This is a genomic window from Achromobacter sp. Root565 (assembly GCF_001427425.1).
In the GTDB taxonomy this organism is placed as follows: domain Bacteria; phylum Pseudomonadota; class Gammaproteobacteria; order Burkholderiales; family Burkholderiaceae_B; genus Achromobacter; species Achromobacter spanius_D.
This window is the reverse complement of the sequence record NZ_LMGO01000001.1, coordinates 253,563-267,670: the sequence shown is the minus strand read 5'-3', so window position 1 is coordinate 267,670 and position 14,108 is coordinate 253,563. Positions and strand designations below refer to the sequence as shown.

General features: G+C 64.2%; 14 protein-coding genes. 2 read left to right on the top strand and 12 right to left on the bottom strand.

The genetic code is table 11. The annotated features are described in order from the left end of the window. Window positions 1–29 precede the first annotated feature (29 nt). From ASD71_RS01210 to ASD71_RS01185, 6 genes are all read right to left on the bottom strand, one after another. A complete protein-coding gene (locus tag ASD71_RS01210) occupies window positions 30–1,205 on the bottom strand; it encodes an ABC transporter substrate-binding protein (protein WP_056558788.1) in 1,176 nt (391 codons plus the stop codon). Window positions 1,206–1,299: 94 nt separating this feature from the next. Then, window positions 1,300–2,307 carry an amidohydrolase family protein gene (locus ASD71_RS01205; protein ID WP_082578745.1) on the bottom strand — a complete coding sequence of 336 codons (1,008 nt, stop codon included), beginning with the start codon at window positions 2,305–2,307 and terminating at the stop codon, window positions 1,300–1,302. A gap of 1 nt (window position 2,308) precedes the next feature. Continuing rightward, a complete protein-coding gene (locus ASD71_RS01200) occupies window positions 2,309–2,872 on the bottom strand; it encodes a 3-hydroxyanthranilate 3,4-dioxygenase (RefSeq protein WP_056558785.1) in 564 nt (187 codons plus the stop codon). Window positions 2,873–3,491: 619 nt separating this feature from the next. After that, window positions 3,492–4,553 (bottom strand): LysR substrate-binding domain-containing protein, encoded by a 1,062-nt coding sequence (locus ASD71_RS01195; protein ID WP_056558782.1) that lies wholly within the window; start codon window positions 4,551–4,553, stop codon window positions 3,492–3,494. 29 nt (window positions 4,554–4,582) lie between these two features. Continuing rightward, a complete protein-coding gene (locus ASD71_RS01190) occupies window positions 4,583–5,014 on the bottom strand; it encodes a RidA family protein (protein WP_056558779.1) in 432 nt (143 codons plus the stop codon). Window positions 5,015–5,037: 23 nt separating this feature from the next. Then, window positions 5,038–6,495: a 2-hydroxymuconic semialdehyde dehydrogenase gene (locus ASD71_RS01185; RefSeq protein WP_056558776.1), complete on the bottom strand. Its 1,458-nt coding sequence runs from the start codon at window positions 6,493–6,495 to the stop codon at window positions 5,038–5,040. Between the two features lie 153 nt (window positions 6,496–6,648). Between ASD71_RS01185 and ASD71_RS01180 the strand changes: the two genes are divergently transcribed. After that, entirely contained in the window at window positions 6,649–7,134 is a 486-nt protein-coding gene (locus ASD71_RS01180) for a MarR family winged helix-turn-helix transcriptional regulator (protein ID WP_056558773.1), read from the top strand. 27 nt (window positions 7,135–7,161) lie between these two features. On the opposite strand, the gene ASD71_RS01175 is transcribed toward ASD71_RS01180, so the two are convergent. The 6 genes from ASD71_RS01175 to ASD71_RS01150 form a co-directional block, all read right to left on the bottom strand. Then, complete coding sequence (locus ASD71_RS01175; RefSeq protein ID WP_056558770.1) at window positions 7,162–8,103, bottom strand: YihY/virulence factor BrkB family protein; 942 nt, start codon at window positions 8,101–8,103, stop codon at window positions 7,162–7,164. A gap of 242 nt (window positions 8,104–8,345) precedes the next feature. After that, complete coding sequence (gene groL / locus ASD71_RS01170) at window positions 8,346–9,986, bottom strand: chaperonin GroEL (RefSeq protein ID WP_056558767.1); 1,641 nt, start codon at window positions 9,984–9,986, stop codon at window positions 8,346–8,348. Window positions 9,987–10,025: 39 nt separating this feature from the next. Further along, window positions 10,026–10,313, bottom strand: coding sequence for a co-chaperone GroES (gene groES / locus ASD71_RS01165; RefSeq protein WP_006221616.1), 288 nt, complete (start codon window positions 10,311–10,313; stop codon window positions 10,026–10,028). 779 nt (window positions 10,314–11,092) lie between these two features. After that, complete coding sequence (locus ASD71_RS01160; protein ID WP_056558765.1) at window positions 11,093–11,638, bottom strand: tetratricopeptide repeat protein; 546 nt, start codon at window positions 11,636–11,638, stop codon at window positions 11,093–11,095. 168 nt (window positions 11,639–11,806) lie between these two features. Further along, window positions 11,807–12,265 carry an amidohydrolase gene (locus ASD71_RS01155; protein WP_162253540.1) on the bottom strand — a complete coding sequence of 153 codons (459 nt, stop codon included), beginning with the start codon at window positions 12,263–12,265 and terminating at the stop codon, window positions 11,807–11,809. Beyond that, on the bottom strand, window positions 12,186–12,971 hold the full coding sequence (locus ASD71_RS01150; protein ID WP_056558760.1) for a tripartite tricarboxylate transporter substrate binding protein: 786 nt from the start codon (window positions 12,969–12,971) through the stop codon (window positions 12,186–12,188). Before ASD71_RS01150 ends, ASD71_RS01155 begins: the two co-directional genes overlap by 80 nt. Before the next feature lie 149 nt (window positions 12,972–13,120). Between ASD71_RS01150 and ASD71_RS01145 the strand changes: the two genes are divergently transcribed. Then, the gene (locus ASD71_RS01145) at window positions 13,121–14,011 is read left to right on the top strand and encodes a LysR family transcriptional regulator (protein ID WP_056566260.1); all 891 of its coding nucleotides are present in this window, start codon (window positions 13,121–13,123) and stop codon (window positions 14,009–14,011) included. The last annotated feature ends 97 nt before the right edge of the window (window positions 14,012–14,108 follow it).

Genomic DNA, 14,108 nt, shown 5'->3' with positions numbered 1-14,108 from the left:
CTTGCTGGCGGCCGGCTGGGCCGCCCGCTTCACTTCATGACGCACTGGGCGGCGTACTGGTCGGAGACCTTGGACAGGTCGGGGAAGATGGGGCCCTTGTTGACAAACGCGACCTTGCCGTCGGCGTTCTCGGCCACGTCTGCCCGGAAGAATCCGGCCACGGGGAAGTGGTTGGGCTGATAGCGGAACTCGCCGCGCACCGATTGGAAGTCGGCGGCTTCCAGGGCCTTGCGCAACGCGTCCTTGTCGTCGGTCTTGCCGCCGGTCTTCTTGAGCGCGGAGCCGATCAACTGGGCGGCGTCATAGGACTGCGCGGCGTAGCTGGACGGCTCGCGGCCGTATTTCTGGCGGAACGCTTCAGCAAAGGCCTTGTTGGCGGCGTTGTCCAGGTCGGGCGAATACGGCACGTTGGTGACGGCTCCCAGCGCGTCCTTTTGCAACGCGGGCAACGTGGCGCCGTCGATGGTGTCCACCGACAGCAGCGGGATCTTGCCGAAGAGCCCGGCCTGGCGATACTGCTTGATGAAGTTCACCCCCATGCCGCCGGGAAAGAATACGTACGCGGCGTCGGGCTTGGCGTCGGCCAGCGCGGCCAGTTCGACGGAATAGTCGGGCTGGTTGACCTGCGTGAATACTTCGTTGACGACATCGCCCTTGTAGAAGCGCTTGAAGCCGGCCATGGCGTCTTTGCCGGCCTGGTAGTTGGGGGCCAGCAGATAGACCTTCTTGAAGCCCATCTGGTTGGCCATTTCGCCGCTGCCTTCGTGGCGCTGGGTGTTGTTCCAGGACGTGGAGAAGAAATACGGCGAACAGTCCTTGCCGGCGAGATTGGTGGGACCGGCGTTGGAGCCAACCAGGAAGACGCCGGCGCTGGTCACGGGCCGCACGACGGCGAGCATGACGTTGGAGTAGACGACGCCGGTGATGATGGGCACCTTGTCGCTTTGCACGAGCTTGCGCGCGGCCTGGACGCCGACTTCAGGCTTGAACTGGTCGTCTTCCTTGATGACCTGCACGGCCACGCCGCCGAGCTTGCCGCCGCCTTGTTCGACGGCGAGCATGAAGCCGTCGAGCTGGTCCTGGCCGAGCACGGAGCCGGGGCCGGTCAGCGTGGTCAGCAGGCCGATCTTGACGTCTGCTTGCGCGGCCGCGTTCAGCGACAGCCCGAGCACCGCGGCGGCGGCCAGCGTATGGATGCGTTTCATGGTGATTCCCCTTGCTATGCCGTGTGTCACGGTCGTGGATGTGATGCGCGCGGTGGCGTGGATTCGCTGGCGCGTTGGTTCACTGCAGCGCGTGTCATTGCTGCGCCTGCAAGCCAAAGAAGGTCATCGTGTTGCGGAACAAAATCTTCTGCTGCACGCCGGGCACGAGGTCGGCGTGCGTGACGAGCTTGCCGACTTCTTGCTCGCCCAAGGGATAGGGATAGTCGGAGCCGAGCAGGACGCGGTCTTCGCCCATGACGTCGATGAGCAGACGCAGGGAGCGGGGGTCGAAGACGGCGCTGTCGGTGTAGAAGCGGTCGGTGTACGAGGAGGGCGGATGCGGGCAGTCTTCGCGGACGATGTCGCGATGGCGCCAGGCGTTGTCGACTCTGCCGAGCAGGTACGCAAAGCTGCCGCCGCCGTGAGCAAAGCACAGCTTTAGGCTGCGGGGAATGCGTTCGAAGGCGCCGGACAGGATCAGGGACAGAATGCCGAGCTGGGTTTCTGCGGGCATGGCGACGAGCCACGGCAGCATCCATTTCTTCATGCGGCCGTCGGTCATCATGTCCCACGGATGGACGAGGACGGGAATGTCGTCGTTGGCGCAGTGGACGAGGAACTGGACAAGCGTGTCGTCGTCAAGGTCGCGCGGGCCGACGTGGTTGCCGATCTGCACGCCCAGGTGGCCGGCCGCGCGTGATCGCGATGCTTCGCGGCAAGCGAGGTCGAGGTCCTGCAGGGGGACTTGGGCCAGGGATTTGAGGCGCGTGGGCGCGTGGGCGCAATGTTCGAGCGCAAGATCGTTCATGCGCGCGGCCCAATCGGCGGCAGCCTGCGCGGGGTAGGTGTAGCCGAACATGATGGGCGTGGCGCACAGGATCTGGACATCGACGCCGTGGCGGTCCATCTGTTCGATGCGCAGCGCGGGGTCCCAGAGGGTGGCGTTGACAGGCCGGAAGGGGCGGTCGCCAGCCATGATCTGCCCGGTCGTGCCGTTTTCGTCAGGACGCAGCCAGGGCGCGTTGACGGGGTCAAGCGCGGCGGCTTCCTGCCGGGTGATCGGCGGGAAGAAGTGCGCGTGCATGTCGATTTTCTGGATCATCTTAAGTGGATGCCTGGGCGGGTGTGGGTTGCGCGGTCGGGGCTTGGCCCTTGCCCGGATGGATTTCGCCGCAGCCGGGGCAGGTGCGTTTTTCCTGGCTTTCGTAGAAGGCCTGGAAGAGGGGAGGCAGGTCGGTGACGATGCTTTTGAGCTGGACTTCGACGCGATGGACGAGGTGGCCGCAATGTGGGCAGTACCACTCGAATCCGTCGAGCAGGCCTTGAGGGCGCTGGCGTTCGATGACGAGACAGGCGCTGTCGGTTTCGGGGCGCTGGGGGGAGTGGCGGACGTGCGGGGGCAAGAGGAAGATGTCGCCTTCCTTCAGGTCGACGCGTTCGGGTTTGCCGTCGATCCACAGGGAGAGCCAGGCGTTGCCGCGGACTTGATAGAAGAATTCCTCAAGCGGATCGTCGTGATAGTCGGTGCGGTGATTGGGACCGCCGACGACGGTGACGATGAAGTCGCTGTCCTGCCAGATTTGCTGGTTGCCGACGGGGGGCTTCAGCAGATGAGCGTGGTCTTGGATCCAGCGCTGGAAATTCAACGGCGGGCCGTAGGCAGGCATGAGGAACTCCGTGGGTGTCGCTTGATGAGGGAGAGTCTAGGCGGGCGAGCGGGGGGCTGCACAATAGAAATTGTGGGGGTGGATATGCGCGTTATCTATCGCGGGGTTTCCCTTGTTTTCTTTTGGGGGGTTGGTTCTTAAGACGCCGGGCGCGTCGTCGGCCTGGGGTGCGCGGGGCTACGATTGCGGTCCGGAGCCTTCGCTCCGGACTTCCCCTTCGTCAACCTCGTACGCCTTCGGCTCCCTTCGGTTTCCCTCGGGCGCATCTACACGCCCCGCGCACCCCAGGCCGACGCCGCACCCGGCTGCGATGAATTCAGCTTGGCGGCCGGTGGGGCGAGTTGGGTTTTTAAGGTTCTTGCTGGGGTCAGCGCGTGTTTGGAGCGGCTTGCGGTGCCCGCCCCGCAGCGGCCGCGCGGGCGGCCTGGCGGGGCTTACGCGGCGTCTTGCGTCGTGGTGATGACGCTTCGCGAGTGGCTGCGATTAGGAGTGCGTCGGTGTCGCATACGTAGGTGTCTGACACCCCAGCATTGCCCTGCCGCACTGAGCCGACGCCTCCCTGGTGTCTGACACCGGCCTACGAAGCTCGGTCTTCATCAGCCATCGCGCGGCTCCAGTCTTAGACGCCGGTCGACGAATCTTCCGCGGGCGCTAGCCGCTGCGCTGTAATCTGCTTCAAGTAATCCACCAGCCGCTGACATGCAGGCGTCAGTGGACGATCAGCTCTGATCGAATATCCCACGTCGCCAAACGCGCCAAACACATTCGTAGGCAGGCGTGCCAGGATGCCCATCGAAAGAAACTGCGCCGCAGCGTCATAGGGAATAAGCGCCAGCGCATCGCTATGCATCAGCACGCCGATGTTGGTCAAGAGAGACAGCGACTCGACATGCCGGGCCGGCAAACGCAATCCGGCGTCAAAGAACGTGCGTTCTATCGACGCTCGCAGCGGCGACGTCGGCGCGGGCAGGATCCAGATGTGATCCATCAGGTCCGCCAACGCGACGTCGGTTGCACCAGCCATCGGGTGACGGGCGCCGACGACCAAACACAGGTCTTCGTGGTAGAGCTTGTGATGATCGACAGCGACGCCGGAGATCGAAGCCATGTCGGCGCCGGGCAGGCGGCCGACGACGATATCCACGTCGCCGGTGGCGAGCGCGGGCAGCAATTGCGCGGAGGGGCCTTCGCGGACGGTGACCTGGATGCCGGGGTGTTCGGTCATGAGGCGAGCGATGGCTTCGGGCAGGAGTTTGGCGGAGGCGGCAATCAAGGTGCCGACGACGACGTGACCGCTGGCGCCGCCAAGAACAGCGTCGATGTCGTCGGCCATGTAGCGCACTTCGGCCATCATGGCGTGCACGCGCCTGCCCAGCACGAGGGCAAGTTCGGTGGGTGTGACGCCGCGGTTGGAGCGTTCGAACAGCGTTGAGCCGAAGAAAGCTTCGAGGTCGTGGATGGCCTTGGTGACGGTGGGTTGCGTCAGGTGCAGTTCGCTGGCGGCGCGCGATAGCGAGCGGCGCGCCAGGACGCGTTCGAAGATCTGAAGCTGGTGCAGCTTGAGCTTGTGGCTCAGCGCGTTGGGCGTTATGCGGAAGTTCGACATCCGTGCGGCCGCCCCGGCGCGTGGCCGCGGACGATGGTCCTGTTCCCTGGGTGAGTCCGACATGCCGCCGCCCATGGTGCGCTATCCGGATCGCCGGGGATCGGCTAGCGGGCGGCAGGCTTGTAGGCGACGGCCTTTATTTCGATCAGCAAATGCGGGTGCGGCAACTGGTGCACCGCAACCGTGGTGCGCGCCGGACCGTCGGCGTCGAAGAACTCGCCGTAGACCTGATTGTATCCACCGAAGTCGTTCATGTTGACCAGGAAAGTGCTGATCTCGACGACGTCGGCAAGCGTGGCGCCGGCGGTGGCGAGGATGTCGCGGATGTTCTCGATTACGGCGCGGGTTTGCTCCCGGATGTCGAGCGTGGTGGTGCCCATGGCGTCGACTTCGGCCCCAGCGATGCGGTTGTCGGGCAGGCGCGAGCTGGTGCCGGAGACGTACAGGAAGTCGCCGGCGCGTTTGATGTGGGGATACTTGCCGCGGGGCGTGGCCTTGCCGGGGACAACGGTGGCGCTGGCGGTGGGCTGGTTCATCGTGCGGTCCTTGTGTATAGGTGTCAGAGCTTGATGCAGACGTTGGTGGGTTCGGTGTAGAAGTGCAGCGAGTGGCGTCCGCCTTCGCGGCCGATGCCGGACAGGCCGCTGCCGCCGAACGGCGTGCGCAAGTCGCGCAGGAACCAGCAGTTGACCCACGCCAGGCCGACCTGCATGGCCTGGGCGACGCGGTGGCCGCGCGTGAGGTTCTGGGTCCAGACGGCGGCAGCGAGGCCGTAGCGGGTGTCGTTGGCCAGGCGGATAGCTTCGTCCTCGGTGTCGAAGGGGGCGATGTGGCAGACGGGGCCGAAGACTTCTTCCTTGATGCAGCGGGCGTCTTCGGGCAGGCCGGTCCAGATGGTGGGCTGCACGTAGGCGCCTTCGTCGCGCGCGTCGCCGAAGACGGGTATGCCGCCGCCGGTGACGACGGTGGCGCCTTCCTCACGGGCGAGGGCGAAGTACGACAGCACTTTTTCGCGGTGCTCGCGCGAGACGAGCGGTCCCATCTCGGTGTCGGGGTCCAGCGGCCAGCCGATTCGCAGGGCGCGCGCGCGCTCGGCCAGCGCGGCGACGAAGCGGTCGTAGATCGGGCGCTCGACGTAGACGCGCTCGGTGCACAGGCAGACCTGCCCGCAGTTGGCGAAGACCGAACGCGTGACGCCGTCGACCGCCGCGTCGAAGTCGGCATCGGCGAAGACCAGCGCGGCGTTCTTGCCGCCGAGTTCGAAGGACACGGGTTTCACGCCGGGCGCCACGGCGCGCATGATGGCGGCGCCGGTGGAGGATTCGCCGGTGAAGGTGATGCCGTCGATGTCGGGATGCGTGGTCATGAATTCGCCGGCCGAATTTGGGCCGAAGCCGTGCGTCAGGTTCAGGACGCCGGGCGGCAGGCCGGCGTCGTGCGCGACTTCCGCCAGCAGGGTGGCGGTGGACGGCGTGACTTCGGACGGCTTCATGATGACCGTATTGCCAAAGGCCAGCGCGGGCGCGACTTTCCAGGTCAGCAGCAAGAGCGGCAGGTTCCAGGGCGAAATCACGCCGACCACGCCGAGCGGCTTGCGGTAGGCGTAGTTCAACGCCTGGCGGCCGTCGGGCGTGTCGGTCATGTAGCTTTCCATGTCCAGCGTGCGCGCCAGTTCCGCGAAGGTGCGGAAATTGGCCGCGCCGCGCGGGATGTCGATCTTGCCGGCCCAGCCGATGGGCTTGCCGGTGTCGCCGATCTCGGCCTGCAGGAAGTCGTCGAACCGGCGCTCGATGCCGTCTGCCAGCGCCAGCAGGTAATCGGTGCGCGCCGCAACGGGCAACGCCGCCCAGGCGGGCAGGGCGCGCCGCGCCGCGATGACCGCGCGGTCGACTTGATCGCGGCTGGCTTCATGGACCTGCGCGATCAGTTGCCCATCCACCGGGCTATGTTTGTCAAAGGTGGACGCGCCGTCTTCGAAGCGGCCGTCCAGGTAGTTGCGCAGTTGGCGAGTCGGCATCGGCGTCGTTCCCGTGAAGTCAGTTAGGGCGGTTCAGATAAATACGTATACGTACTATATTGGCGGATATTAGGCAGTGGGCGAATCCAAGTCAATGCGCATTTGCGAGAACGGCTGCGCCTACAATCGCCAGGCACATTCCATGGACGCCAGATGACCGCCGCTTCCCGATCCGCCCGCCCGGCTTCCGCCCGGACCCTGAAGGAATTCGACCTGACGCACGTGGCGTCCCACCTGCTGCGCCGCGCCCATTTCCGGGCCGAGGCGCTGTTCACACAGGCGTTTCCGGACGAGGATCTGACCCCGCGCCAGAAGGCGTTGCTGGTCACGGTCTATCAGAATCCCGGCGCGACGCAGAACCGCATCGCCGAGTTGATCGCGCTGGACCGCAATTCCTTTGCGGAAATGATCGCGCGCATGACGAAGAAGGGGTACGTGCGCCGCACGCGGTCGGTGGAGGATGGACGCGCCTATGCGCTGCAAATCACGCCGGAAGGGGCGGCGCTGCTCGCCCGCATTCTGCCGCGAGACGCTGAGGTCGAGGCGCAGGTGCTGGCTCCAATCCCGGAGGAATTGCGGCCTGTGTTCCTTCAGTGCCTGCGTCTGATGGCAGGTTTGGAAACCCCGCCCGCGCCTTGACGCTGCCGCCGCCGGTATTGAAGCGGTTCAGCTCTCGCTTTTGGGTACTGGCGCAGGCGGGGGCGTTTGAGCAGACGGTTGCGAAGGCCGTTCCACCTTTCCAAAGCGCAACGCAAATTGGCGCGTAAAAACGGCGCCAAAGAAGAAGATCTGCGCGGAATACCAGATCCACAGCAGCAACGCGATCAGCGAACCCGCCGCCCCGTAGGCGGACACCGCGGCGCCGCGGCTCAAATACAGCCCGATGCCCCACTTGCCCAGCAGGAACAGGGCGGCCGTCACGACGGCGCCCGGGATGACGTCCGGCCACGAGATCCTGGCGCTGGGCAGCAGCTTGAAGATCACGGCAAACAGCGCTGCCACCACGGAAAACGAAAACAGGTTGGACGCCCACTCCGCCACAATCGAGAAGGTCGAGTTGGCCCAGAGCGAGCCATAGATGCCCCGCGCAGCCGCCAAGCCTGCGTTCACGGTCAGGGACACCAGCAGGAACAGCGCCAGCACCAGCACCAGCCCGAACGACAGCAGGCGGCTTCGCACCAGGCCCTTTATGCCGCTTTTCTGATTGGCCCGCACTTCCCACAATTCATCCAGGCTGGCCTGCAATTCCGCAAAGGCGGTGGTGGCGCTGAAGATCAACACGCCGATCGACACCATGGCCGCAATCCAGCCGCTGCCAGATTCGTGCGCGCTGGCAAGCACCGTCTGGATCACCTCGGCGCCGCGCTCGCCGATCAAGTCGCGCAACTGCGCAAACAACTCGGACCGCACGGCCTCTTCGCCAAAGAACGCGCCCGCCACCGCGATCACCAGCAGCAGCATCGGGGCCAGCGAAAACACCATGTACAACGCCAGCGCGGCACCCTTGCTGGACGCGCGATGGCTCGACCATTGCTTGGCGGAGTCCATCAGCAAACCGCCGATCTGTGAGGGTCGCAGTACTTGCAGGACGGTTCTGGGCAGTCGCATGGGGCAATGTCTCGGTGGGGCGAGCCTTCATTGTAGGGACGCGTACAAGCCCCAGATACGGCCAGATTGTTGGCAAAAGTTTTCAAACGCCGGAAAATTTGCCGCTACTGAAACAACACGCAAAGTTTCGGGCACCGTTTCCGGGCCTCAAAAAGAAAAACCCCCGGGGCGAAGGTCCGGGGGTCTTTCGGATACTGCATTCCCCGGCCGAAGCCGGGGAGGCCTTGCAAGAACAGCGGGACTTAGAAGTCCATGCCGCCCATGCCGCCCATGCCGCCGGGCATGGCCGGAGCAGCGGGCTTGTCTTCAGCCAGTTCAACAACGGCGGCTTCGGCCGTCAGCAGCAGGCTGGCGACGGAGGCAGCGTTTTGCAGGGCGGTGCGGGTCACCTTGGTGGGATCCAGCACGCCTTGCTCGACCAGGTCGGTGTACTCGCCGGTCGCGGCGTTGTAGCCGTAGTTGCCCTTGCCGTTCAGCACGTTGCTGACCACGACGCTGGCTTCTTCGCCGGCGTTCGTGACGATGGTGCGCAGGGGCTCTTCCACAGCGCGCAGGATCAGCTTGATGCCGGCGTTCTGGTCAGGCGTGTCGCCCTTCAGGTCAGCGATGGCTTGCTTGGCGCGCAGCAGCGCAACGCCGCCGCCAGCCACAACGCCTTCTTCCACTGCAGCGCGGGTGGCGTGCAGGGCGTCTTCGACGCGAGCCTTCTTTTCCTTCATTTCGACTTCGGTGGCAGCGCCAACGCGAATCACGGCAACGCCGCCGGCCAGCTTGGCCACGCGTTCTTGCAGCTTTTCACGGTCGTAGTCGGACGTGGCTTCTTCGATCTGCACGCGCACTTGCTTGACGCGGGCTTCGATGGACTTGCTGTCGCCAGCGCCGTCGATGATCGTGGTGTTTTCCTTGCCCACTTCGATGCGCTTGGCTTGGCCCAGTTCAGCCAGACCGGCCTTTTCCAGCGACATGCCGGTTTCTTCGGAGATCACCGTGCCGCCCGTCAGGATGGCGATGTCTTCCAGCATGGCCTTGCGGCGGTCGCCGAAGCCCGGAGCCTTGACGGCGGTGGTCTTCAGGATGCCACGGATGTTGTTCACAACCAGGGTGGCCAGCGCTTCGCCTTCGACGTCTTCCGCGATGATCAGCAGGGGACGGCTCGACTTGGCAACTTGTTCCAGCACGGGCAGCAGGTCGCGGATGTTGCTGATCTTCTTGTCGAAGATCAGGACGAACGGGTCGTCCAGAACGGCAACTTGCTTGTCCGGGTTGTTGATGAAGTAGGGCGACAGGTAGCCGCGGTCGAATTGCATGCCTTCGACGACGTCCAGCTCGTTTTCCAGCGACTTGCCGTCTTCGACGGTGATGACGCCTTCCTTGCCGACCTTGTCCATCGCGTCAGCGATGATCTGGCCGATGGAGGTGTCGCTGTTGGCCGAGATGGAACCGACTTGAGCGATTTCCTTGCTGGTCGTGACCGGCTTGGATTGCTTCTTCAGTTCGGCGACGGCGGCGGCGACAGCCTTGTCGATGCCGCGCTTCAGGTCGATCGGGTTGAAACCGGCGGCAACGTACTTCAGGCCTTCCTGAACGATGGCCTGGGCCAGCACGGTGGCGGTCGTGGTGCCGTCACCGGCGTTGTCGGAGGTCTTGGACGCGACGTCCTTGACGAGTTGGGCGCCGATGTTTTCGAACTTGTCCTTCAGTTCGATTTCCTTGGCGACGGACACGCCGTCCTTGGTCACGGTCGGGGCGCCGAACGAGCGCTCCAGCACGACGTTGCGACCCTTGGGGCCCAGGGTGGTCTTAACAGCGTTGGCGAGAACGTTCACGCCACGGACGATGCGCACGCGAGCGTCATCACCGAACAATACTTGCTTGGCAGCCATTTGTTAGCTTCCTTCGAAAATTCGTTTGAGGCGGGAGATTTACTGAACCACGGCGAGGATTTCGTCCTCGCGGATGACGAGCAGTTCTTCGCCATCAACCTTCACGGACTGGCCGGCGTACTTGCCGAACAGAACCTTGTCACCAGCCTTCAGGTCGACCGGCAGGATCTTGCCGTCTTCGGTCTTCTTGCCGGGGCCGACGGCCACGACTTCACCCTGGTCGGGCTTTTCAGCGGCGCTGTCGGGGATGACGATACCCGAGGCAGTCTTGCGCTCGTTTTCGAGGCGTTTGACGATCACGCGATCGCCCAGGGGACGCAAGGCCATGAGGAACTCCTGTTAACTAAATGAAAGGGGTGGTCGGTTTGCCCGGGAGGTGTTAGCACTCACCGGAGTCGAGTGCTAATTATAGGGATGATGTTCTGAGGTTCAAGGGGGGGCGGGGCGCTGTTACATATTGGGGCGCTACTTGTCCCGGGTGTCGAAATTCATCTAACTTGAGATTTACGTCATCCAGTTTGGGAATCGATAATTTTCGATATGCGAGCAGTGGCGAGGCCTCCAGCCCGATTTCACCTCTGGAGGTCCGATTTCCTGTGTCAAGTTCAGGGCGACGCGCCGTTCTCCCCCGAATGGAGTCGTTGCCTGCTGCTGGCGACGCGAGGTGCCTGACCAGCACACGACGCACGCCTGATTCGGTATTGGCCATGCCGGCTGGTACAGCTGCCCAACGATGGTCGCTCTCGACCCACTCCGTTGTTGGCAACCGCCGCCTCCGACCCGAGGTGGTTCCTCACCACGGATGCAGACATGACCGCTTTCTGGGGTCAAACGGCGGTTGGCAGCGAACCTGTGAACCTGACAAATGATGGTGTGTCGATGTTAGCGCTGGATGAGTCTGTGCGCTGAGGCTAGTATTGCTCTCGCTCTTGCCGGGAGGGGCATACAAGACGCCAATTCGATGTAGCGACCGCTATGCAGATGCTCTGACACTAGTCCGCACGCCGAGGCATGGTGTTCTGTGACATAACGCCAGATCCCGCTGCGCATTCCCGTTTTCAAAAAACTTCCCTTTTCGCCAGTTTTTCGCGAGCGATAGAGTTTTCTCACTGCAACAGTGCCTTCACTTGACAGACGAGCTCGTGGTTAGGAAAGCGTTCACAGGCCACCGACCAAGCCTGCTTCGCCTTTGCATGGTCGCCGTTGTTCCAGTGCACTCCGCCGAGCTCGAACATTGCCACAGCATATTCGGGATCTAGAGTGACCGCCCGATGTAAGGCGTCGATCGCCTGTTCCGTCTGCCCAAGATGCGCGTATGCCACGCCGACCTGAAACCAACTCATTGCGTCCGGCTGGAGCGTTTTGGCCTGCTCTAAGAGAATCGGTAGACTTTCGTCAAAGCGGTCTAAAAAGTTCAGCGCTGTTCCAAGGCAATAGCCATAGTGGCCGCCTTCCAGATCGTAGGCCTTGCGGAAACAGCGTTCAGCCTCCGCCCAGTCCCCGTTCTCCTGCGCCCAATGGCCCAGGCGATCCCACGGCAATGCCGCGTCATCCGCGCTGACGTGAGCGATGTGGCGGTCGAATTCACTCCTGAATTCGGCGTAGCTTTTCTTGAGGTCATAACCCTGCCCTCGCAAGTAGAAGTTGCTCATTAACAGCTCCCATCGCCCTTGCGAGCTGTCAGGATGCCCCAGCAGATCGTTGCCGGTCACTGCGCTGGCTCACAACGATCGCATCGGGGGTGTGATGTACCGGGTCGAGCACTTCGGGCAGGTGGCCGCGCCGGGCCAAAGCGTCGATGCGAGACTTCGGCGCCGCACTCAGAAGCCATAAAGCCGCGACGCGTTATCGACCAGGATCGCCTGCTTCTCCGTCTCGCTTACCCACGCGCAGAAGGCCGACAATTGTTCGCCATCGTCAATCGGATGCAGCGGTTCGCTGCGATCGCGCGTGCGCGCCACGCCGGGCCAGGCGCCCGAGTGTGGCCAGTCCGTGCCCCACAGCATGCGATCAAGCCGCGTATCGATCAGGGCACGGGCGATCTCGCGCGCCTCGATGGGAGGGCGGCCGTCCTGCCAGACCGTGAGGCGATAAGGCGCAGAGAGCTTCACGTACACATTGCCTGTCGCAACCATCTCCAGCAGCGCATCGAAGCCGGGCTGGCCCGTGCCGGCCACGGCGCTTGCCAGTGCGAAATGATCAATCACCACGGGCACGGGGCAGTCGCGCAGCGCGGGCGCCAGCGCAGTGACGACCGGCAGCGTGGTGTAGATCTGCACGTGCCAGCCCAGGTCGGCAACCTGTTCGGCGGTCCTTCATGTACGGCAGGGCCGTCGAGGCATTGGCAAACATGAACGGCAACCGGCCCGCCAGCATTTCGGTGATGCAGGCCTGTTCGCCGGCAAACGGGATGCTGTGCAACTCGATGCCCGCCGTCTGCGCAAACAGCACGGCCGCCATGTAGGGCGAGGTGCCGATGCCTCCCGAGCAGAAATCGATCTCGCCCGGCGCGGCCTTGGCCTGGGCGATGAGTTCCTGGACGGAGTTGGCGCGCAGCTTCGGTCCGGCCAGCAGCACTTGCGGCGCGCTGCCCACCAGCGCCACGCCGGTGAAGTCCTTCATGGGGTCGAACGTTGTCACGTTCTGCAGCGTGGGCGCGACGGCGACAGTCGTCTGGCTGGCGAGCAGCAGAGTGTTGCCGTCGGGCCGCGCGCGGGCCACGTAGGCCGCCGCGATCATGGAGGCGGCGCCGTTCTTGTTTTCGACCATCACGGCGCGCCCGCCCACCTGCATGTGCTGCGCCACGATGCGGGCCACGGTGTCGGGCGCGCCACCCGGCGGCGCACCGACGACGATCCGGATCGTGCCGCCCGCCGGGGTCTCGGACAGCGCGGGCGCCCCGCAAGCCAGCAACGCGCTGCCGAGCAGCGGTGCGAGCAGTCTGGCCAGGAGCCTGCGTGGGTGTGCGCCAGGTTTCGTTTGCATCGGTGTCTCCTCGCGATATTGCCGTGCGCCGCATCGAAGCCGCGCCGGCTGTTGTGATGTGGAGCCAGTGTCCGGCACCCAGATTGATATAGTCAAATATATATATTGAGTCATTTCATACATTGATTTGTATGAACAGCGAGGTTCAGATGAATAAACGCGAGATGGCGCTGTTCGAAGCCGTGGGGCGCACCGGATCCGTCACATTGGCGGCGGCTGCCACCGGCATGTCGCAGCCCGCGGCGAGCGCGATGTTGAAGTCGTTGGAAGACAAGCTGGGCTTCGCGCTGTTCAGTCGCGAAAGGCGCCGTCTAGCGCTGACCGCCGAGGCGCGCATGCTGCTGCCGGAGATCGTCCATGCTCTGGCGGCGATGGACAGCGCCGAACGTATGGCGGCCAGCATGCGGGGCGGGGCGCACGCGCGGCTGGACGTGGGGGCGGTGGCGGCCGTGGGCGCGAGCATCCTGCCCGGTGCGATGGCCTGGTTGCAGGCCCGCGAGCCCGGCGTGCGGGTCAGCGTGCGCACGGACATGACGCTAGGGGTGGCGGGGCTGGCGGCCGATCAGCGCATCGATATCGGCATCGTGATCGGCTTGGCCGCGCTGCCGAATGTGGGCCGGCGGACGCTGGCGCGGCTGAGCCTGCAGGCCGTGATGCCGGTGGGCCACGCGCTGGCAGATCGCCACCGTCTTGCTTTGGCCGACCTGGCGGACATCCCCTACATCTCGCTCAGCCGGCACTTGCAGGTGGGGGCGCTGACGGCGCGGCAGTTCGAACAGGAGCGCTTGCCGTTTCTGCCGGTGATCGAGGTGAATCAGTACTCGGCCGCCTGCGCCTTCGCGGAACGCGGCCTGGGTGTGGCCATCCTGGATAGCATGAGCGGCCTGTATGCGCGGCGTCATGGACTGAGTGTCGTGCCCGTCGATGTGGAAGGCGGTCTTGACCTTGACATCGTGTGGCCCCTGAACCGGGGGCTGGGGCGCGTGGCACGTCAGCTCGAGGCGGGCCTGGTGCATGAGTTGTCGCACACCACCGACTAGGCGCCGCGCGTGTCGTCGGCAGATTAGGGTTATTCCGGGATTCTTTATGCTTAAACTTTTGTGAAGAATGAGCGGCGGATGCAGGGCCGCCGCCGAT

Bases quoted from the DNA above. Each gene is read 5' to 3' on its own strand.
- ASD71_RS01180 (WP_056558773.1), top strand. From the start codon at position 6,649: ATGACCGCCGCTTCCCGATCCGCCCGCCCGGCTTCCGCCCGGACCCTG.
- ASD71_RS01150 (WP_056558760.1), bottom strand. From the start codon at position 12,971: ATGCAAACGAAACCTGGCGCACACCCACGCAGGCTCCTGGCCAGACTG.
- ASD71_RS01145 (WP_056566260.1), top strand. From the start codon at position 13,121: ATGAATAAACGCGAGATGGCGCTGTTCGAAGCCGTGGGGCGCACCGGA.
- ASD71_RS01160 (WP_056558765.1), bottom strand. From the start codon at position 11,638: ATGAGCAACTTCTACTTGCGAGGGCAGGGTTATGACCTCAAGAAAAGC.
- ASD71_RS01200 (WP_056558785.1), bottom strand. From the start codon at position 2,872: ATGCCTGCCTACGGCCCGCCGTTGAATTTCCAGCGCTGGATCCAAGAC.
- groES (WP_006221616.1), bottom strand. From the start codon at position 10,313: ATGGCCTTGCGTCCCCTGGGCGATCGCGTGATCGTCAAACGCCTCGAA.
- ASD71_RS01190 (WP_056558779.1), bottom strand. From the start codon at position 5,014: ATGAACCAGCCCACCGCCAGCGCCACCGTTGTCCCCGGCAAGGCCACG.
- ASD71_RS01175 (WP_056558770.1), bottom strand. From the start codon at position 8,103: ATGCGACTGCCCAGAACCGTCCTGCAAGTACTGCGACCCTCACAGATC.
- groL (WP_056558767.1), bottom strand. From the start codon at position 9,986: ATGGCTGCCAAGCAAGTATTGTTCGGTGATGACGCTCGCGTGCGCATC.
- ASD71_RS01210 (WP_056558788.1), bottom strand. From the start codon at position 1,205: ATGAAACGCATCCATACGCTGGCCGCCGCCGCGGTGCTCGGGCTGTCG.
- ASD71_RS01195 (WP_056558782.1), bottom strand. From the start codon at position 4,553: ATGGGCGGCGGCATGTCGGACTCACCCAGGGAACAGGACCATCGTCCG.
- ASD71_RS01205 (WP_082578745.1), bottom strand. From the start codon at position 2,307: ATGATCCAGAAAATCGACATGCACGCGCACTTCTTCCCGCCGATCACC.
- ASD71_RS01185 (WP_056558776.1), bottom strand. From the start codon at position 6,495: ATGCCGACTCGCCAACTGCGCAACTACCTGGACGGCCGCTTCGAAGAC.